This is a genomic window from Afifella sp. IM 167 (assembly GCF_020144925.1).
GTDB lineage: Bacteria > Pseudomonadota > Alphaproteobacteria > Rhizobiales > Afifellaceae > Afifella.
In genome coordinates this window covers 303617-322266 of the sequence record NZ_NSLC01000004.1, presented here as the reverse complement: position 1 = coordinate 322266, position 18650 = coordinate 303617, and the positions used below count along the sequence as shown (strand labels likewise).

Annotated in this window: 17 protein-coding genes; 5 read left to right on the top strand and 12 right to left on the bottom strand. The window is 68.3% G+C overall.

Annotated features, from left to right (window positions below; genetic code table 11):
• Nucleotides 1–24 precede the first annotated feature (24 nt).
• Entirely contained in the window at nt 25–1347 is a 1323-nt protein-coding gene (locus CLD20_RS09090; RefSeq protein ID WP_224406298.1) for a dihydroorotase, read from the top strand.
• Between the two features lie 93 nt (nt 1348–1440).
• The gene (locus CLD20_RS09085; RefSeq protein ID WP_224406297.1) at nt 1441–2862 is read left to right on the top strand and encodes an oligosaccharide flippase family protein; all 1422 of its coding nucleotides are present in this window, start codon (nt 1441–1443) and stop codon (nt 2860–2862) included.
• Nucleotides 2863–2878: 16 nt separating this feature from the next.
• On the opposite strand, the gene CLD20_RS09080 is transcribed toward CLD20_RS09085, so the two are convergent.
• The 3 genes from CLD20_RS09080 to CLD20_RS09070 all read right to left on the bottom strand — a co-directional run bounded on the left by CLD20_RS09080 (nt 2879) and on the right by CLD20_RS09070 (nt 4761).
• Complete coding sequence (locus CLD20_RS09080; protein ID WP_224406296.1) at nt 2879–3775, bottom strand: hypothetical protein; 897 nt, start codon at nt 3773–3775, stop codon at nt 2879–2881.
• Nucleotides 3776–3850: 75 nt separating this feature from the next.
• Nucleotides 3851–4312, bottom strand: a complete 462-nt coding sequence (locus tag CLD20_RS09075) for a TIGR02301 family protein (protein WP_224406295.1) — start codon at nt 4310–4312, stop codon at nt 3851–3853.
• Nucleotides 4309–4761 (bottom strand): NUDIX domain-containing protein, encoded by a 453-nt coding sequence (locus tag CLD20_RS09070; protein WP_224406294.1) that lies wholly within the window; start codon nt 4759–4761, stop codon nt 4309–4311. Before CLD20_RS09070 ends, CLD20_RS09075 begins: the two co-directional genes overlap by 4 nt.
• Nucleotides 4762–4806: 45 nt before the next feature.
• On the opposite strand from CLD20_RS09070, the gene CLD20_RS09065 reads away from it, so the two are divergent.
• Complete coding sequence (locus CLD20_RS09065) at nt 4807–5553, top strand: SOS response-associated peptidase (protein ID WP_224406293.1); 747 nt, start codon at nt 4807–4809, stop codon at nt 5551–5553.
• Here the strand turns inward: CLD20_RS09065 and CLD20_RS09060 are convergent.
• Both CLD20_RS09060 and CLD20_RS09055 read right to left on the bottom strand, forming a co-directional pair.
• Nucleotides 5550–6014 (bottom strand): GNAT family acetyltransferase, encoded by a 465-nt coding sequence (locus CLD20_RS09060; RefSeq protein WP_224406292.1) that lies wholly within the window; start codon nt 6012–6014, stop codon nt 5550–5552. The genes CLD20_RS09065 and CLD20_RS09060 overlap by 4 nt on opposite strands.
• Nucleotides 6011–7447: an FAD-binding oxidoreductase gene (locus CLD20_RS09055; protein ID WP_224406291.1), complete on the bottom strand. Its 1437-nt coding sequence runs from the start codon at nt 7445–7447 to the stop codon at nt 6011–6013. Before CLD20_RS09055 ends, CLD20_RS09060 begins: the two co-directional genes overlap by 4 nt.
• 115 nt (nt 7448–7562) lie before the next feature.
• On the opposite strand from CLD20_RS09055, the gene fabI reads away from it, so the two are divergent.
• Nucleotides 7563–8384 (top strand): enoyl-ACP reductase FabI, encoded by an 822-nt coding sequence (fabI, locus tag CLD20_RS09050; protein ID WP_224406290.1) that lies wholly within the window; start codon nt 7563–7565, stop codon nt 8382–8384.
• A 16-nt stretch (nt 8385–8400) separates the two neighbouring features.
• On the opposite strand, the gene CLD20_RS09045 is transcribed toward fabI, so the two are convergent.
• From CLD20_RS09045 to CLD20_RS09025, 5 genes are all read right to left on the bottom strand, one after another.
• The gene (locus CLD20_RS09045; RefSeq protein WP_224406289.1) at nt 8401–8982 is read right to left on the bottom strand and encodes a class I SAM-dependent methyltransferase; all 582 of its coding nucleotides are present in this window, start codon (nt 8980–8982) and stop codon (nt 8401–8403) included.
• Nucleotides 8983–8992: 10 nt separating this feature from the next.
• Nucleotides 8993–10138: an acyl-CoA dehydrogenase family protein gene (locus tag CLD20_RS09040; RefSeq protein WP_224406288.1), complete on the bottom strand. Its 1146-nt coding sequence runs from the start codon at nt 10136–10138 to the stop codon at nt 8993–8995.
• Complete coding sequence (locus CLD20_RS09035) at nt 10113–11168, bottom strand: glycosyltransferase family 2 protein (protein WP_224406287.1); 1056 nt, start codon at nt 11166–11168, stop codon at nt 10113–10115. The genes CLD20_RS09040 and CLD20_RS09035 overlap by 26 nt, the downstream gene beginning before the upstream one ends.
• An 83-nt stretch (nt 11169–11251) precedes the next feature.
• Nucleotides 11252–12247 (bottom strand): MDR family oxidoreductase, encoded by a 996-nt coding sequence (locus tag CLD20_RS09030; protein ID WP_224406286.1) that lies wholly within the window; start codon nt 12245–12247, stop codon nt 11252–11254.
• Between the two features lie 56 nt (nt 12248–12303).
• Nucleotides 12304–13542, bottom strand: a complete 1239-nt coding sequence (locus CLD20_RS09025) for an MFS transporter (protein WP_224406285.1) — start codon at nt 13540–13542, stop codon at nt 12304–12306.
• Nucleotides 13543–13648: 106 nt separating this feature from the next.
• Here CLD20_RS09025 and CLD20_RS09020 point away from each other — a divergent pair, with 106 nt between their 5' ends.
• The gene (locus tag CLD20_RS09020; protein WP_224406284.1) at nt 13649–14416 is read left to right on the top strand and encodes a 2-keto-4-pentenoate hydratase; all 768 of its coding nucleotides are present in this window, start codon (nt 13649–13651) and stop codon (nt 14414–14416) included.
• Nucleotides 14417–14452: 36 nt separating this feature from the next.
• On the opposite strand, the gene CLD20_RS09015 is transcribed toward CLD20_RS09020, so the two are convergent.
• Both CLD20_RS09015 and ppdK read right to left on the bottom strand, forming a co-directional pair.
• The gene (locus tag CLD20_RS09015) at nt 14453–15616 is read right to left on the bottom strand and encodes a cell wall hydrolase (RefSeq protein ID WP_224406283.1); all 1164 of its coding nucleotides are present in this window, start codon (nt 15614–15616) and stop codon (nt 14453–14455) included.
• A 286-nt stretch (nt 15617–15902) separates the two neighbouring features.
• Nucleotides 15903–18584 (bottom strand): pyruvate, phosphate dikinase, encoded by a 2682-nt coding sequence (gene ppdK / locus CLD20_RS09010; protein ID WP_224406282.1) that lies wholly within the window; start codon nt 18582–18584, stop codon nt 15903–15905.
• Nucleotides 18585–18650: the final 66 nt, after the last annotated feature.

The following is an 18650-nucleotide window of genomic DNA, read 5'->3' as shown; positions in this document are numbered from 1 at the left end:
CCGGCAATTGGCAAGCAGCGTGCCATGACACAGACTTTCGACCTCCTCATCCGCGGCGCAAGCATCGTCAACCACGACGGCATCGGCCTGCGCGACATCGGCGTCACGAACGGGCGCATCGCCGCGCTCGGCAGCCTCCACGCCGCCGACGCGGGCGAGGTGATCGATGCCACCGGCCTTACCATCCTGCCGGGCGTCATCGACAGCCAGGTGCATTTCCGCGAGCCGGGCAACGAGCACAAGGAAGACCTTGAGACCGGCTCGCGCGCCGCAGTGCTGGGCGGTGTCACCGCCGTCTTCGAGATGCCCAACACCAACCCGCTGACGACGAGCCCCGAGGCGCTGGCCGACAAGCTCTCCCGGGCGAAGGGCCGCATGCATTGCGACCACGCCTTCTGGGTCGGCGGCACGCGCGAGAACGCCGCCGACGTGCCGGAGCTGGAGCGCCTGCCGGGCGCGGCCGGCATCAAGGTCTTCATGGGCTCCTCCACGGGAGATCTCCTGCTGGAGGACGATGCGGGCGTGGAAGAGATTTTGAGGCGCACCCGCCGGCGCGCCGCCTTCCATTCGGAAGACGAGATGCGCCTTCGCGCGCGCCTCGACGAGCGCCGGGCCAACGATCCGTCGAGCCATCCGGTGTGGCGCGACGAGGAGGCGGCGCTTTCCTCCACGCGGCGGCTCGTCGCCATCGCCGCCCGCCACAACGCCTCCATCCACATCCTCCACATCTCCACCGGCGAGGAGATGGATTTCTTGCGCGATCACAAGGACATCGCCTCGCTCGAGGTGACGCCGCAGCACCTCACCTTCGCCGCCGAGGACTACGCCCTTCTGGGCACGCGCCTGCAGATGAACCCGCCGATCCGCGCCGCGCGCCACCGCGCCCGCATCTGGCAGGGCCTCGCCGACGGCACGGCCGACATTCTGGGTTCCGACCACGCCCCCCATACGCTGGAGGAAAAGGCCGAGCCCTATCCCGCTTCGCCCTCCGGCATGCCGGGCGTGCAGACGCTGCTGCCGGTGATGCTCGACCATGCGGCGCGCGGCAAGCTGAGCCTCCTGCGCCTGATGGACATGACCAGCGCCGGTCCGGCGCGCCTTTTCGGCATCCGCGGCAAGGGCCGTATCGCGGTCGGCTACGATGCGGATTTCTCCGTCGTCGATCTCGGCCGGCAGGAAACCATCACCGATGCCATGATGGGCTCGCGCGCCGGCTGGACGCCCTATGACGGCTACGAGGTGGCGGGCTGGCCCGTCGGCACCATCATCCGCGGCAGGCGCGTCATGTGGGAGGGCGAGATTGTCGCCCCCGGCCTCGGCGAGCCGGTGCGCTTCGCCTCCACCTAGGGCGCCGGGCTCGCTTAACCGTATTCGGGCCGCTTTAGCTGCAATTAACAGGCGCCTGTTAAGTCTCGGCTTCGGGACATGCTGGAGCCTTGCTTGAGCGCGAATGGGAAGATGCCGTCTGGCCGCCTCGGCGGCGTCCTCGCCATCGGCTTGAGGGCGCTGACGAGCGCCGACGAGCGCGGCAAGGCCCGCCGCGCCTCCATCTTCGCTCTCGCCATCCGCGTCCTCAACGCCGTCCTCGCCTATGTGACGCAGGTCGTGCTCGCCCGCCTGATGGGCCAGTTCGAATACGGCATCTTCGCCTTCACCTGGGTCTGGCTGCTCGTCTTCCAGTCGATCGGCACCTTCGGCTTCGCCGATTCCTGCGTGCGCTACGTGCCGGCCCTGCGCGAAAGGGGCACCCCCGACGAACTGCGCGGCTTCCTGCGCCTGGCGCTTCTCATGTCCTCGCTCCTGCCGCTGGCGATAGGCCTCGCCCTTGCCGGCGGCGTCTGGTTCGCCGCGCCGTTGATGCAGAGCGCCTACGTCCTGCCGATCATGATGATGGCCGCCGTCATCCCCTTCATGTGCCTGCAGGCCTATCTGGAGGATGTCGGCCGCGCCCATTTCTGGACCGTCTCGGCGCTGGTGCCGATCTACGTCCTGCGCCACGGCTTCCTGCTGATGTTCATGCTGGCCGCGGTGCTCATGGGCTTTGAGGCGACCGCCGTCACCGCCTTCGCCTGCGCCTTCCTCGGCATGGCGTTCGCCGGCATCGGCCAGTTCATCGCCATCTATGCCAAGCTGAGAAAGGTCGTCCCACCCGGCCCGCGCGTCTATCGCATCCGCGAATGGCTGCGCGGCTCGGCGCCCTTCGCCATCATGCGCGGCATGGAGCCGTTGTTCAGCTTCATGTCCGTGATCGTCATGTCGTTCTTCGTCAGCCCCGTGCATATCGGCGTCTTCTTCGCCGCGACGCGCATCATCCAGGTGGTGGCGCTCATCCCCTATGCGGCGGCGGTCGGCTCGGCGCATCTCTTCTCCGCCGCCCACGCCAACGGTGACGCGCCGCGCCTGAAGCTCCTGACGCGGGAGGTGAGTCTGCTCACCTTCGTTTCCTCGGCCCTTGCGACGGGTGCCGTCGTGCTGTGCGGCTCGCTCCTCCTGTCGCTTTTCGGCGATGGCTTCAGCGAGGGCTATCCGGTGCTGCTCATCCTCGCGGCGGGCGTCATCCTGCGCGCCTTCTTCGGCCCGGCAGAGGATATCCTCAACATGACCGGCTTCGGCAGTTTCTCGGCACGGACCTATGTGGTGATGGTGATCGCCAGCGCCGCGCTCTCCGTCGCGCTGATCATCCCCTTCGGGGTCTTGGGCGCGGCCCTCGCCACGACGATCGCACTGACGGTGCGCTCGGCATGGCTGGCGCTTGCCGCAAGGCGCCTGCTCGGCCTCGACACCACGGTCGTCGGCGCGATGATTTTCCTGAAGGAGTTCCTCGCCCGCTGGCGCGGCACCTCTCCGGCGCCCGCAGAATAGGCGCCGCCGGGCCGGCTCAGTCGCCGGCGAGGAAGAAGTGCCAGCGCCCCTGCGGGTCGATGCCGAGACGGAAGAAGATGTAGGCCCCGTAGGACTGGATGTCCTGCCAGTCACCCGCCGTGATCAGCGTGAAGAGCTCGACGATCTGCTCGGGCGTCAGCCGGTCGAGCGGATACCGGGCGAAGTAGGGCCACAGATACATCTCGTTCTGCGTGCCGCGGTCGACGTCGAGATAGCCCGAATCGAGGATCTCCAGCATGATCGCGAGGATCTCGCGGCCCTCCGCGTCGCCGGACAGCGATTTCAGGTAGTCGATCGGATCGCCCACATTGTCGAAGGCGAAGGCGGGCGGCGGATCCTGCGCCTCGATCAGCGGGCGAAGGCTCTCGATGTCGCCCGACAGCGCGGCGGCGCGCAGCGCCTGCCAGGTGCGCCTCACCGGTTCCGGCATGGCATCGGGGCTGCGCTTGATGTCGAGATATTCCGGAAGCTCTTCGGCTGTGGTGGCTTCCTCCGTTGCGGCCGGCGCGGCATCTGGAGCGGGCGCCGCCTCGGGGGCGGGGGCTGCCTCGGGCGTCGCTTCTTCGGCAGGCGCGCTTTCTTCCGCCGGAGCGGCCGAATCCGGAGCCGGCACAGTCGGCGCGGCCGGCTCCTCGCTCAGGGCCTGGTCGGTGGCGGGAGCCTCGGTGGCCGGGGCCTCGGTGGCCGGTGCATCCGCCGGCGCCTGCGCAGCCGCCTCGGCGGCCGGAGCCTCTTTCGGCTCGGAAGCGGTATCCTGGGCGTGCCCCGGCCCGGCAAGGAGAAGCGGGCCGGCGAGGAGCAGGAAAGCTGCAGCCGCCATGAGCTGGATCGGCCGGCGCCTGGCACGGGCGGCGCTGCCGAAAATCGTCTCTCGCTTGCAGATGATCGTCACCGCTGGCTCCCCTTGGCTTCCGCCCTCCAAACCTTCTCTCCGTGGCAGGAGCGAGGCGGGCCGGCTGATTCGTGCTTACTGGCCGTAGCGCGTGCGGATGTCGGCGGCGATTTCGGCGCTTTCCTTGAGATACAGCGCGATCGATTCCTTCGCCGCCGGCGTGCAGCTTCGGTAGACCGAATGGTAGGTCTCGAAGCCGTGGTTGAAGCGGCCGACGAGCTTTGCCTTGCGCTGCGGCCCCGGCGCCTCGGCGGCGATCAGTGCCTCCATGTCCTGCTTCCAGGCCGCGCCGTCGCCCGCATCGCAGAGTTCGCGCAGGAAGTGCAGCGCCCCGAGGATCTCTGCAAGCCGCAGGAGCCGAGGCTCGTAGATGGGCGGCGGCGGCTCGGACGGCTGCGCACTCTCGCCGATGACGGGCGCATCCTGGGCCGCAACGGCCGAGGCCGCGCCCGCAAGGAAGAGGGCGAGGAGAACCCCCGCCGCATGGTGACGAATCCGCATCGCCGTCATGATGTCCCGCGCCGTCTTTCGCTTCAAGGCTGCCCGCGCGCTGCGGGCGCATTCTCCCCGCGGCAGGAGGGCAGGGCGCCCGAGACGATGGCGCGGGCGATGAAGCCTGTGGCGCCGGGCGTCAGCCAGAGATTGCTTGTCTCCTCGAAGGGGATGAAGAGGGCCCGGTCCACATCGTCGGCCGCCACCGGCTCACCGCCCGTCCAGGCGGCCGCGAAGACGGCAAGCCGCAGCTTCCTCTCGCTGCCGGCGGTGTGGGCCCCGAGAGGGAAGAGCCTGTCGGCGGCAAGGCCGGTCTCTTCCAAAAGCTCGCGCCGCGCCGCCGCGTCGGGCTCTTCGCCCTCTTCGATCCGCCCGCCCGGAAAGCTCCAGATGCCGGCGAAAGGCTGCTTTGCCCGGCGCACCAGCAGCACATGGCCGGGTTTCAGGAGTACGATGCTTGCCCCGTCGAATGTCTCGTTCGCGTCGAAATCCACGCCGGTGATCTCCCAATCGGCGCCGCCCGTGCTACTTCGCTTCTCATGTGCGGCCGTTTCGTTCTCACCGCCGATGGCGAGGCCATCAAGAGGCTTTTCCGTCTGGCCGATCTCGATGCGCGGCTTTTCGTGCCGCGCTACAACATCGCGCCGACCCAGCCGATCGTCGTCATCCGCGAGGGCGATCGTGGCCGGGAGGCGGTGCCGATGCGCTGGGGCTTCCTGCCTTCCTGGGTGAAGGATACGGCGAAGTTCCCGCTGATCATCAATGCGCGGGCGGAGGATATCCGCGCCAAGCCCGCCTTCCGGAACGCCATCCGCCGGCGCCGCTGCCTCGTGCCGGCCTCCGGTTTCTACGAATGGCAGGCGCGCGGCAAGGGCCCGAAACAGCCCTATTTCATCGGCCCGACCGGCATGGGCACGCTCGCCTTCGCCGGCATCTGGGAGACCTGGATCGGGGCCGATGGCAGCGAGATCGACACCGCCGCCATCGTCACCGTCGCCGCCGGCCCGCCGCTCGACGCCCTGCATCACCGTTCGCCCGCCATCATCCGGCCGGAGGATTTCGACCTGTGGCTGTCCGGCGAGGAGATGACGGAGGCCGCGCTCGATCTTCTCGCCGAACAGGGCATGGCGACCGACCTCGTCGCGGTGCCCGTCTCGCGCCGCGTCAACCGCGCCGTCGACGACGATCCGGGACTGATCGAGCCCGTGCGGGAGGATCCGGCCGGGGAGGAAGAGAAAAAGGCAGAAGAGGCGCCGCAAGAGCCCGTGCAGCAGCGGCTGCTCTAGCGCGTTCCGCCCCCTTTGGAGGAGCCGATCTCCTTCTGCATGCAGATGCGGTCCTGCGCCTGAAACCCGATCGCCTCGTAGAAGCCCTTCGCCGCTTCGTTGTCGCCGCGAATGAGGAGGTTGAGCTTCCACAGGCCGCGCTCGGCAAGCCACGCCTCCGCCGCCTGCATGATCGCCCGCCCGTAACCCCGGCCGCGGCAGGCGGGATCCGTGGCGACGTAATAGACCGTGCCGCGATGCCCGTCATGGCCGACCATGGCGCTCGCCACGATGGCGCTCTCGCCGGGCGCGCGCCCGACGAGGATGGCGGAGGAAGGCGCGGCAAGCGCGAAGCGGATATCCGCCTTCGGATCGTTCCACGGGCGTGTCAGGCCGGCCCGCTCCCACAGGGCGGCGAGAGCCTCCACGTCCTCCGCCGCGGTCTCAGCCCCGAGTTCCGCGATGACGAGCGGGCCGCTCACAGCACCCGTCCCGGGCTCAGAATGTTGTTCGGGTCGAAGGCGCGCTTGATCTTGCGCATCAGGTCGATCTCGACCTCGTCCTTGACCTCCTTCAGAAGCTCGCGCTTCAGCCGGCCGATGCCGTGCTCGGCCGAGATCGAGCCGGAAAGCTCCGTCACGATGGCATGGACGATCTCGTTGACCTGGTCCCAGCGGTCGAGGAATTCCGCCTTTTCGGCGCCTTCCGGCTGGCTGAAGTTGAAATGGATGTTGCCGTCCCCGAGATGGCCGAAGGGGACGGGCCGTACCCCCGGAATGCGCTCGATGACGGCGGCCGAGGCCCGCTCCAGCAGCTCCGGCACCCTCGCCACCGGCACGGAGACGTCGTGCTTGATGGAGCCGCCCTCGTGGCGTTGCACTTCGGAAAGGCCGTGCCGCATGCGCCAGAAATCGGCGGCCTGCGACAGGTTCGCGGCGGGCGCGGCATCGAGAAGCTCTTCGGCCTCGAAGGCGGCCTCCAGCGTCGCCTGCATGATGCTCGCCGCCTCCTCCTCGCTGCGCCCGGAGGATATTTCCACCAGCGCGTACCAGGGATAGGGCTCGGCGAGCGGATCGCGCGCGCCCTCAAGGTGCTTCAGCGTGAATTCGATGCCGATGCGCGGCATCAGCTCGAAGCCCGTCAGTCCCGAGCCCGCGCTGGCGCTGAAGCGGCGAAAGAGGGTGAGCGCCTCGGCGGGGCTTTCGACCGCCACGAAGGCGACCGAGCGGCCCTTGGGCGCGGGAAACAGGCGCAGCGCCGCCGCCGTGATGACGCCGAGCGTGCCTTCCGAGCCGATGAAGAGCTGCTTGAGGTCGTAGCCGGTATTGTCCTTCCTGAGGCGCCGGAGCCCGTTCCAGATGCGCCCGTCGGCAAGCACGACCTCCAGCCCGAGGACGAGTTCGCGCGTATTGCCGTAGGCGAGCACGCCGGTTCCCCCGGCATTGGTGGCGATGTTGCCGCCGATTCGGCAGGAGCCCTGCGCGCCGAGCGAGAGGGGAAAGAACAGGCCCGCTTCGCTCGCCGCGGCGTGGATCTCCTCCAGGATCACCCCTGCCTCGACGACGAGCGTCGCGCCTTCCGCGTCGACGTCGCGAATCGCCTTCATGCGTTCCAGCGACAGCACCACTTCGCGCCCGCTCTCGTCCGGCACCTGCGCGCCGACGAGGCCGGTATTTCCCCCCTGCGGCACGATGGGCACGCCATGCGCGTTGGCGAGCGCAAGGATTGCCGCTACTTCCTCCCGGCTCGCGGGCCGCACCACGGCCGCGGGCGTGCCGTGCCACAGGTCGCGCAGCTCCCGGCAATAGGGGAGAACTTCCTTCTCGCCCGTGAGGACCTGCGCGTCTCCGACGATGGCCGAGAGGGCGGCGGGCAGGTCGAGGTTGCCCGGCTCGGGCTCAGGTTTTGGCTGCATGGGCGGCAGGATAGCAGTTGCCGCGCCCGATTGAAGGGCTGTTGCAGGCCCCTGAAACCCGTGCCATTAGGGCACGGCACAACGAAGCGTAGCGTCGAGAAACGGCGAGAGGAACATGACCGCAGCAAACGGTATCATGGCGGGAAAACGTGGGCTTATCCTCGGAGTTGCCAATAACAGATCGATAGCCTGGGGGATCGCCAAGGCCGCGAGCGATGCGGGAGCGCAGCTTGCTCTGACCTATCAGGGCGATGCGCTGAAGAGGCGTGTGGAGCCTCTGGCGGCCGAACTCGGCGCGATCGTGGTTGGCCATTGCGATGTGACGGATGCGGCCACGATGGACGCCGTCTTCGAGAAGATCGCCTCCGAATGGGGTGGGCTCGATTTCCTCGTTCACGCCGTCGCCTATTCCGACAAGGACGAACTGGACGGCCGCTACATCGACACGACAGAGGACAACTTCAAGAAGTCCCTCTACGTCTCCTGCTATTCGCTGACGGCGCTGGCCCAGCGGGCGGAGAAGCTGATGTCGCCCGGCGGCTCGATCCTGACGCTGACCTATTACGGCGCCGAAAAGGTGATGCCGCACTACAACGTCATGGGGGTCGCCAAGGCGGCGCTGGAGGCGAGCGTGCGCTACCTTGCGGTCGATCTCGGTCCGAAGGGGATCCGCGTCAACGCCATCTCGGCCGGCCCGATCAAGACGCTGGCGGCCTCCGCGATCGGCGATTTCCGCTACATCCTGAAGTGGAACGAGTATAACGCGCCGCTCCGCCGGACCGTGACGCCGGACGATGTCGGCCAGTCGGCCCTTTATCTCCTCTCCGATATGGGGCGCGCCGTCACCGGCGAGGTACATCACGTCGATTCCGGCTACCATGTCGTCGGCATGAAGGCCGTCGACGCGCCGGATATCTCCACCGTCGTCAAGGACTGACGCGCGCTCTTTCCGCCTAGGGCTTCACCAGGCCGTCGACCCGGTAGCGGGCGGTCTGGCGCCGCCAGTCCGGCACCAGGGCGCGCGCCAAGAGCCTGACGAGGCGCCCATGGGCGAGCGCCGGATGGATCGCCGCGTCCCGGAAGGGGCGAAGGTGATGAAGAACGACGACGCGGCCGCCGCGCGAAAGCCGGCCGCCCAGCATCTTCGCTAGCCGGGCAAGCTCCGCCGGCGGAAGGTAATAGGCGAGTTCGGAGACGACGATGAGGTCGAACGGGCCGGCCGGCATCTCCGCCGGCAGCGTCGCCAGCCGAAATGTGACGTTCTTCAGATCCTTGCCGCCCTTCTGAGCTTCCCGGATGGCGGTCGGCGAGGAATCGAGGGCGAGGAGCCGCAGAGAGATCGGGGCGAGCGCGCGGCTGGTGACGCCGATGGCGCAGGCGAGTTCCAGAACGCGCCCATAGGGCCGGTGGCCGCAGGCGAGGAGAAGGTCGCGCCGCTTCACCCGTTCCAGCCGCGAGGCGCGGTAGTCCCACGGATCGATATCGGCGCGAAACTTGGCCTCGAACCCGGCGGGATCGATCGCGGTGACGGGCATCGTGCCGCCGTCAGTTGGTGAGCGGGCGAAGCGGGCGGCCGGGCTGGAAGGCGCCTGAGGCGTAGGCTTCTCCGAGGGCGGCAAGCGCCCCGTCCGGGTTGGGCTGCCGCAGATAGGTCCTCAGATCGCGGATCAGGCGCTCCAGCGGGTGCGGCTTCACCATTCCGGCGGCGCCGACGGCCTGCTCGGCGAGGGCCAGCACCTGCATGGAGAGCTCTTCGATGGCGCCGCGCATGGCATTGGCGCTGGCCACCGCCCGCTCATGGCCCGCTTCGCCCGTTTTCCCGGTGCATCCCTCGCGCCACGCCGCGCCGGCGCGGGTCAGCCAGCCATAGCCGCCTTCCACGAGCCGGGCCATCTCGCCGAGCCGGTGCGCCTGATAGGGATTTGCGGCGCGGCCGGTGCGCGAAAGATGCGTGCGGGCGCATTCGGCCACGGCATGCGCCCCGCCGAGATGGACCGCGGCGAAGCGGATCGCGCCCGCCGAGAACCAGGGCTGGCGCACATAGTCGCCCGGCGCGCCGAGGAATTCGTCCGCGCGTGGCCGATAGCCGGTGAAGTCCACGATGTGGCTGCCGGAGGCCTTCATGCCGAGCGGCTTCCACCAGGAGCGGTCGACCGGCCGGCCCGCGACCGGCACGATCAGCATCTGCCGCCCGCCTTCGATCTCCACCGTGACGATGGCGTGCGACACCCCGTCGACGCCGGAGGCGAAGTTCTTCGCCCCGGCAAGGACGCCGGCCTCCAGCCGCAGGGGATCGTCCGGCCGGTCGGTGTTCCACACGCCCAGGAGCGCGCCCTCCGACGCCTCGGCCTGGTAGCGCCTCTGCTGCGCGCCCGTGCCGTAAAGCTCCAGGAGCTGCAGGGCGTTCACATGGCCCTCGAAGATGCGCCCGACATTGAGGTCGCCGCGGCCGGCCGCGGCGACCAGGAAAAGAAGGTCTTCCATCCGGGCGGCCGAAAGAAGGGGACCGGAAAGCAGCCCGGCGCGGCCGAGCGCGGCAAAGCCCTCGGCCGGGAAGGATCCGTCCTCGTCGTGGCGCGCGCCATGGCGCGCGATCTCGCAGGCAAGGGCGTCAAGATCGACCGGGGCGGCGTCCTGTCTTTCCCTTTCCGTGCGGCTGAACGGCTCAGGCCGCGTGGCTTCTTTCAGCATCCCTCACCAGCTCCTCCAGTTGGGCGATCGCTTCGGCGATTGGCCTGGTACACGGAGCGTCGGGCTCGTCGCCTGCGATCCTCTCGATGAGCGAAAGCGGCCGTTCCATGATCGGGCCGCCGGCCATCGACAGAAGCGAAAGCCGTTCCGGGGCATGCGGGTTCCGCCAGCGCCCGTCGGGGGTGGCGAGTTCACGCAGTTCGCGGCGCAGGCGGAAGCGCGCCGCGGCGCGCTCCGGGTCCTCCACGAGAATGGGCCGGCGGCAGCGCTCGTCCTCGATCCATCCGCTGATGCACTCGGCCATGCCGTTGCCGGTGCGGCCGGCGAGGCGGGCCGAGACGACGACCTCCGCATCGGGCGCATGGCGAAGCCGCGCCCCGGCGGCGCGGGCGCGCGAGACGAGCGCCAGATCCTCGCGGCAGGCAAGCGGCGGCAGGCCGCCCAGATGGCGGTAGAGATCGGCGCGGATGGCGAGGCTGCCGCCCGTATGGTGCACGTGCCGCGGCCAGGGGTCGTAGGGGAGCGGATCGATCAGCGAGGCGAGCCGGTCGGCCAGCTGCTGGTGGCGGGCGACCAGCGCCGCCCGCCGCAGGAAGGCCTTTCCGTGCCGCCTCTCCTCGTCGGGGTCGCCGATCAGGCGCCCGCCGACGATATCGGCGCCGCCGGCGACGGCCGCGAGGTTGGCCGAGACCCAGCTCGGCCGCGGCTCGGCATCGGCGTCCGTCGTCAGGATCACCTCGCAGCGCTTCAGCAGCGCCGCATCCATGGCGATGCGCCGCGCCCAGCCGACATGGCTCTCGGCCGGCGGCAGGGTGAGATCGAAGAGCTCGATATCGAGTTGCGGAAAATGCGCGGCGGTGGCCAGCACCGCTTCGCGTGAATTGTCTGTACAATTGTTGAGGACGATGACCACCGGCAGGCGCCAGCCCCCATGAAGCCAGTCCTGGCTGCCGAGGGCGGCGATCAGCCGGGGGAGCCGCTTCTCCTCATTGCGGGCCGGAACGGCGATGGCGGGACGGCGATGGGACAAGCACAGCCTCGGGGTTTGACGACAACGTCATCCCCAAACACGCATAGCGCCCCTCCGTTGCAGGCCGATAGCCGGCTTTCGCCTTAGCTGCCTATCCTGACGACCGTGCGCCCGCGCACCTTGTTGGCAAGAAGGTCGGCCGCCGCCTTTTCCACATCGTCGAAGCCGATCGTCGTGGTCATCGCCGAAAGCTTGGCGCGATCGAGGTCGCGGGCGATCCGCGCCCAGGCCTCTTCGCGCACCTTCTTCGGCGCCATCACCGAATCGATGCCGAGCAGCGACACGCCGCGCAGGATGAACGGGGCGACGGAAGCCGGCAGGTCCATGCCGCCGGCGAGCCCGCAGGCCGCGACGGCGCCGCCGTAATTCGTCTGGGCGAGGACGTTGGCGAGCGTCGTCGATCCGACCGAGTCGATGCCTCCCGCCCAGCGCTCCTTGCCGAGCGCCTTGCCGGGCTCCGAAAGCTCCTTGCGGTCGATGATCTCGGCGGCGCCGAGGCCCTTCAGGTAATCCTCCTCCTCCGTGCGGCCGGTCGAGGCGATGACGTGATAGCCGAGCTTGCCGAGGATGGCGGTCGCCACCGAGCCGACGCCGCCGGAGGCGCCGGTGACGACGATCGGCCCGCGTTCCGGCGTGATGCGGTGGCGTTCGAGCGCCAGGATGCACAGCATTGCGGTATAGCCGGCGGTGCCGACGGCCATCGTCTCGGCCGCCGTCAGCGCGTCCGGCCGGCGGATCAGCCAGTCGGCCTTCACCCGCGCCATGCCGGCATAGGCGCCGTAATGCGTCTCGCCGAGGCCCCAGCCATTGAGCAGCACGGGGTCGCCTTCGGCGAAGGCGCCGCTCTCGCAGGAGACCACCTCGCCGGCAAGGTCGATGCCCGGGATCATCGGCCAGCGCCGCACCACCGGCGCCTTGCCGGTGACGGCCAGCGCGTCCTTGTAGTTGAGCGTGGAATGGGAGACGCGCACCAGCGTGTCGCCCTCCATCAGTTCGTCGGGCGTCATCGTCACGCGGTTGACCGACTGCTTCTTCTCCTCGTCGCGCGAGATGAGGAGGGCCGGAAATGTCTCTGCCATGAGCGTCTCCCTTGTCTTCCCATGAACTCGCGCAGGCGAGCCGGGAAGGCAAGGGCTCATGCGGCGGCGAAGGCGGGCGCGGCGCGCTCCTTGATCGGCCAGTGGACCACGGCTGCAAAGAGCCCGAGGGCGACGCCGAGCCACCACACCGCGTCGTAGGAGCCGGTCTTGTCGTAGAGATAGCCGCCCATCCACACCCCGAGGAACGAGCCGATCTGGTGCGAGAAGAAGACGAGGCCGCCCAGCATGCCGAGATGGCGGGTGCCGAACATGATGGCGACGAGCGCATTCGTGGGCGGCACGGTGGAGAGCCACAAAAGGCCCATGACGATCGAAAAGATCACGACGGAGGTGGGCGTCGGCGGGGCGAAGAGAAACGCCGTCACGGTGACCGAACGGGCCACATAGATGAGCGACAGGAAGTGCGGCTTGGAATAGCGCTGGCCGATCGCTCCGGAGGCGAGCGAGCCGATGACGTTGAAGAAGCCGATCAGGCTGATCGCCACCACCGCCCAGCGCGCGGAAAGGCCGAGATCGCCGATATAGGCCGGAAAATGCGCGGTGATGAAGGCGACCTGGAAGCCGCAGACAAAGAAGCCGGACGTGAGCAGGAGAAAGCTCGGATGCCGCAGGGCCTGGCCGAGTGCGTCGCCGACCGTCTGCTCCACCTCGCCGAGGGCGAGCTGGTGCCTCGGCTGGCCGCGCAGCGGGATCGCCAGGAGCGGGATGAGGCCCATCAGCAGCGCCAGCCCGACGAGGGCGTCCGACCAGCCGAGCGCGTTGATCATCGCCTGTGACAGCGGCGCGAAGGCGAACATGCCGAAGGAGCCTGCGGCCGTGGCGAGCCCGAAGACGAAGGAGCGCTTTTCCGCCGGCACCCGGCGCGCCAGCGCGGCCATGACGATGCCGAAGGAGCCGGCCGCGACGGCAAGGCCGATCAGCACCCCGCCGCCGATATGCAGCCAGATCGGCGCCGGCGACCAGGCCATGATGAGCAGCCCGGCCGCATACATCACGGCGCACAGGATAAGGACCCGCGCCGAACCGAAGCGGTCCGCCAGCGCCCCGAAGAAGGGCTGGCCGATGCCCCAGGCAAGGTTCTGGATCGCCATCGCAAGCCCGAAGGTCGTGCGGTCCCAGCCCTTCTCGGCCAGCAACGGAAGCTGGAAGAAGCCCATTGCCGAGCGCGGACCGAAGGTCATCAGCGCCACGGCGCAGGCTGAGCCGATGATCAGCCAGGGCAGGGCGGTTGCCGCCGTTCCGGCGGGCTTGGAGGTCTGGCCGATGGTGGACATGGTGCTCCGGCGATGCGACAGAACGCGCAACTTATCCGCAAAGCGCGACGCAGCGGAAACGAAAAGCCTTCATGCCTGACTGAAGAGATTCTGAACTGGAGAAGAAATGAGCCATGACGACATGGCCGCGGTGCTCGCCGCGGCGCGCACCTCGGGCGAATACGCCAATCTCGACCTCGGCGCCGTAGAGGACCGGGCTTTTGCCGAAGCGGTCCAGGCGAGCGCCATCGAAGCCTTCGGTGGCAGCCCGGTCGGCTACAAGATCGGCGCCACCAACGAGGCGGCTCAGAAGGCGACCGGCGCTCCCGGTCCCTGGTTCGCGCCGCTGCTCGACACCGACATTCGCGAGGACGGATCGACGCTCGCCTGGAAGGACCATTATCGCGGCGTGGAATGCGAGTTCGCCTTCCGCATGGCGCGAACCTATCCGATGGTCGGCGAGACGCCCGGCGCCGACAGCCTGAAGGAGGCGATCTCGCAGTGCCATCTGGCGCTGGAGGTGGTCGGCAGGCGCACAGCCGGCGAAGGCCTTCCGCGCTATCCGGCGGTGCTTGCCGATTTCGGCGCCCATTGCGCCTTTATCCTCGGACCGGAAGTTCCGAACTGGGCGGATGTCGACCTTGCAAGCGTCGCCGTAAAAGGGCTGAGCGACGGCGAGGTCACCAATGAGGGCTCCGGCGCCAAGGTGATGGGAAATCCCCTCAACGCGCTCCTGTGGCTGGTGGAGCAGCTGGTCGCTGCCGGCAAGCGCCTGGAGGCCGGCGACTACGTCTCGACCGGCACGACGATGGGCATCGTCAAGCCGCAGAGGGGCGCCGTGGTGACGGGCGATTTCGGTGATCTCGGCAAGGTGAGCGTCCGCTTCGGGCAGTAGAAGCGGGCCTTCACGGCCCCGGACGCGGATGGCGGCTTACGTCCAGCCGCCGCCATAGGTGCGGTAGAAGATGTGCCGGCCGATGCGGTCGGTCTTCTTCATGGAGCGGGCCCAGCGGGGCCGCACATAGGTCGCGTGGTAGTGGGTGGAATCGCCCACATCCTCCGACCATGCCTTGCCGGCGGTCACGTCCGCGGCGATCTTCTTGGCGCTCGCCCAGGCCGAGGCGGAGCGGATGCGGTCGCGGATGCCGTCGCAGGCGAAGGAGAACTGGCAGCGATTGCGCCAGTTCTTGTTCTGGTAGACGACGCCGCAGATCGTCTCCGGATAGGCGGGGTTCTTCACCCGGTTGAGGATCACCTGGGCGACGGCGACCTGTCCGAGCTCCGATTCGCCGCGCGCCTCGAAATAGACGCCGCGGGCGAGGCACGCCTGCTCTTTGTCCTCGTGAACGCTGGCCGGAAGCGGGTTGAGCATCCAGCTATGCTCGGGCTTGGAACTGCGGTGGCCGCGCAGCCAGTCCCAGAAGGACGGGGAATCGTCCGGCTTGGCGCGAGGCTCCTGGACAAGGGTGCCGTCGGCGGGCGTCGAGCCGATGACGGCGTCGAAGGGCGCATCGATGTCGCTGTCCGTCGGGGCATAGGCGACCAGCGTCGAATTGGCGGTGCCGGCGCCGCTGCGCGCCAAAAGGATGCCGTTCTCGGTGGAGATCGTCTGCTCGCGCATGAAGTGCGAATAGGCGACCATCAGCTCGGCCGTGTCCTTTTCGCTCGGAATCTGCAGCGCGACCTTCGGCAGGTCGGCCTCTTCTGTGGCGGAGAAGATGTCGTCCATGTTCCAGAGCTGGCCCGCGGCCGGAAGCCTGTCGCTCTTTCGCGCGACGGGGCTGCGGGTCATCAGGAGGTCGCCCTTGCGATCGCGGTTGACGCGCTCGGTGGTGGGCATTTCCTCGGGAGCCGGAATGGCGACTTCGGCATTGAGGCCGGAGACGGGAACCGTTCGGGCGTCCCCGACGTTCTTGTCGGATGAGAGGCTGGCCTGCTGGATGGTGCCGGCCGTCATCGCCTCGATGCGGGTCTGCCAGCGCTGCTGGGGCTCGTTGCCGGAGACCATCGCAGCGGCGTCCTGATAGGCGATCGGCGAGGTCGCGGCGACCAGCGCGCAGATGCCGAGCAGGCTTGCTGCGGATGCGGAACGCAAGAATTTCGCGTTAGTCCGCTTTACTGCCATCAACGTACCCCACTGCCGCGCGCACAGCCGTCCTCTCACGAGGAACGCCCGCGTTCGGCTCCCGTCCGATGGAAGCCAATCAAACAAATTGCGGTTTACAACCGGTTAATTAGGGCCCTCAGCCTTGAACAGCTTTGGACCCGTTTCGCCCGACAGTGCCCCTTTGCCCCGAAGCCCCGCCTTGCACAGACACGCTATCGCCAGCGAATGGGGCAAGATATTGACGAGACCTTGCCCCAGGCTGGCGCAGGGGCGCCTACGCCGTCTCGGAAGATGCTGTTTTCTTGCCGATGACTGCCTGCGCGGCAGCCAGCCGCGCCACCGGTACGCGGTATGGCGAGCAGGAGACGTAATCGAGGCCGGCATCCTCGCAGAAGCGGATCGAGGCGGGGTCGCCCCCATGCTCGCCGCAGATGCCGAGCTTGAGGTCGGGCCGGCCCATCCTTCCTTCCCGCACGGAGAGCGTGATGAGCGCGCCGACACCGTCGACGTCGATCGTGACGAACGGATCCTTCTCGATGATGCCGAGCTCCTGGTAGTGGGTCAGGAAGGAGGCCGCATCGTCGCGTGAGATGCCGAACGTGGTCTGCGTCAGGTCATTGGTGCCGAAGGAGAAGAACTCCGCGGCCGAAGCGATCTCCCGGGCGCGGATGGCGGCCCGCGGCAGCTCGATCATCGTGCCGACCTTGTATTCGATCTTCGGCTCGCCGGAGGCGTTCACCTCCTTGGCGGTTGCGTCGATCACGGCCTTCACCCGCTCGAATTCGCCGAGCATGCCGACCAGCGGCACCATGATCTCCGGAACGACCGGCTCGCCCGTCAGCCTGGCGGCGTGCTGGGCCGCCTCGATGATGGCGCGGGTCTGCATCTCCGGGATCTCCGGATGCAGGAGCAGGAGCCGGCAGCCGCGGCTGCCCAGCATCGGGTTGGATTCCGTCAGTTCCAGGATCCGGTCGCGCAGCCGCGCCGGGTCGGCGCCCATCGCCTCGGCCACTTCCGCGATCTCGTGCTCGCCTTTCGGCAGGAACTCGTGCAGCGGCGGATCGAGGAGGCGGATCGTCACCGGCAGGCCGCGCATCGTCTGAAAGAGCTCCAGGAAGTCCTGGCGCTGCAGCGGCAGGAGCTTTGCGAGCGCCGAGCGCCGGGACTCGGCGTCCTCGGCAACGATCATCTCGCGCATGGCGACGATGCGGTCGTCCTGGAAGAAGGTGTGCTCCGTACGGCAAAGGCCGATTCCTTCGGCGCCGAAATCGCGCGCCGCGCGCGCATCCTCCGGCGTCTCCGCATTGGCCCTGACGCGCATCCGGCGCGTCCTGTCCGCCCAGACCATCAGCTTGGCGAAGTCGCCGGAGACCTCCGGCTGCAGCATCGCCACCCGGCCCTCCATCACTTCGCCGGTCGCCCCGTCGATCGTGATCAGGTCGCCCTCGTGATAGGCCTTGCCCATCACCAGCATGGTGTTGGTCTTGTGGTCGATCTTCAGGGCGCCCGCGCCGCAGACGCAGGGCTTGCCCATGCCGCGCGCCACGACGGCCGCATGGCTCGTCATGCCGCCGCGCGAGGTGAGGATGCCGCGTGCCGAGACCATGCCCTGGATGTCCTCCGGGCTCGTCTCCAGCCGCACCAGGATGACCGTGTGGCCTTCCTTGGTCAGAAAGTCGGCCCTGTCGGGCGAGAAGACGATTTCGCCGGATGCCGCGCCCGGCGAGGCGGGCAGGCCGCGCGCGATGACCGTCCGCTCGGCCTTCGGATCGAGGGTCGGATGCAGGAGCTGGTCGAGCGAGGTCGGCTCGATGCGCATCACCGCCTCCTCCTCGCTGATGAGGCCTTCCTCGGCCATGGAGGTGGCGATCTTCAGCGCCGCGCGCGTGGTGCGCTTGCCGTTGCGCGTCTGCAGCATCCACAGGCGTCCACGCTCGATGGTGAACTCCATGTCCTGCATGTCGCGGTAATGCTCTTCGAGCCGGTTGGAATGCGCCAGGAATTCGGCGAACTGCTCCGGCATCAGCGTCTCCAGGGACGGAGAATCGCTGCCGGCCTCGGTGCGGGCCTTTTCGGTGAGGTATTGCGGGGTGCGGATGCCGGCGACGACGTCCTCGCCCTGGGCGTTGATCAGGAACTCGCCGTAGAGCGCCTTCTCGCCCGTCGCCGGATCGCGGGTGAAGGCGACGCCAGTGGCGCTGTCCTCGCCCATATTGCCGAACACCATCGCCTGGACGTTGACGGCCGTGCCCCAGCTTTCGGGAATGTCGTGCAGGCGCCGATAAGTGATGGCGCGCGCATTCATCCAGGAGGAGAAGACCGCCCCGATCGCGCCCCAGAGCTGGTCGCGCGGGGCCTGCGGGAAGGGCGCGCCGTGCACCTCGTCCACGAGCGCCTTGAATCGCTTGACGATCTCAACCCAGTCGTCGGCCGAAAGGTCGGTGTCGCCGGCCACGCCGCGTGTGTCGCGTTCCTCTTCCAGGATCGCTTCGAATTCGTGGTGGTCGACGCCGAGCACGACGTCGGAATACATCTGGATGAAGCGCCGGTAGGAATCGTAGGCGAAGCGCCGGTCCGCGCTCTTGGCGAGCTCCTCGACCGTATCGTCGTTGAGGCCGAGATTGAGCACCGTGTCCATCATGCCCGGCATGGAGCTGCGCGCGCCCGAGCGCACGGAGACGAGGAGGGGCAGTTCGCCGCCGCCGAAGCTTTTGCCCTGGATCTCTTCAAGCCGCGCGAGGGCCGCCTCCACCTGTTCGGTGAGGCCCTCGGGCATTTCCTGACCGTTCGCGTAGTAGAAATTGCAGGCTTCGGTGGTGATGGTGAAGCCCGGGGGAACGGGAAGACCGAGGCTGGCCATCTCGGCGAGATTGGCACCCTTGCCGCCAAGGAGATTGCGCATTTCGCGCGAGCCTTCGGCTTCACCGCCGCCGAAGGAATAGACCCACTTTGTCATCCGTCTTCCCCGGAATTCTCTTTGCGCAGATGTGGCTGCGCTCCGGCTGTAACGGCTTAGAGTGCT

Excerpts from the sequence above, each read along its gene's own strand:
- CLD20_RS09090 (WP_224406298.1), top strand. The coding sequence starts at position 25 with ATGACACAGACTTTCGACCTCCTCATCCGCGGCGCAAGCATCGTCAAC.
- CLD20_RS09065 (WP_224406293.1), top strand. The coding sequence starts at position 4,807 with ATGTGCGGCCGTTTCGTTCTCACCGCCGATGGCGAGGCCATCAAGAGG.
- CLD20_RS09055 (WP_224406291.1), bottom strand. The coding sequence starts at position 7,447 with ATGCAGCCAAAACCTGAGCCCGAGCCGGGCAACCTCGACCTGCCCGCC.
- fabI (WP_224406290.1), top strand. The coding sequence starts at position 7,563 with ATGACCGCAGCAAACGGTATCATGGCGGGAAAACGTGGGCTTATCCTC.
- CLD20_RS09045 (WP_224406289.1), bottom strand. The coding sequence starts at position 8,982 with ATGCCCGTCACCGCGATCGATCCCGCCGGGTTCGAGGCCAAGTTTCGC.
- CLD20_RS09040 (WP_224406288.1), bottom strand. The coding sequence starts at position 10,138 with ATGCTGAAAGAAGCCACGCGGCCTGAGCCGTTCAGCCGCACGGAAAGG.
- CLD20_RS09030 (WP_224406286.1), bottom strand. The coding sequence starts at position 12,247 with ATGGCAGAGACATTTCCGGCCCTCCTCATCTCGCGCGACGAGGAGAAG.
- CLD20_RS09025 (WP_224406285.1), bottom strand. The coding sequence starts at position 13,542 with ATGTCCACCATCGGCCAGACCTCCAAGCCCGCCGGAACGGCGGCAACC.
- CLD20_RS09020 (WP_224406284.1), top strand. The coding sequence starts at position 13,649 with ATGAGCCATGACGACATGGCCGCGGTGCTCGCCGCGGCGCGCACCTCG.
- ppdK (WP_224406282.1), bottom strand. The coding sequence starts at position 18,584 with ATGACAAAGTGGGTCTATTCCTTCGGCGGCGGTGAAGCCGAAGGCTCG.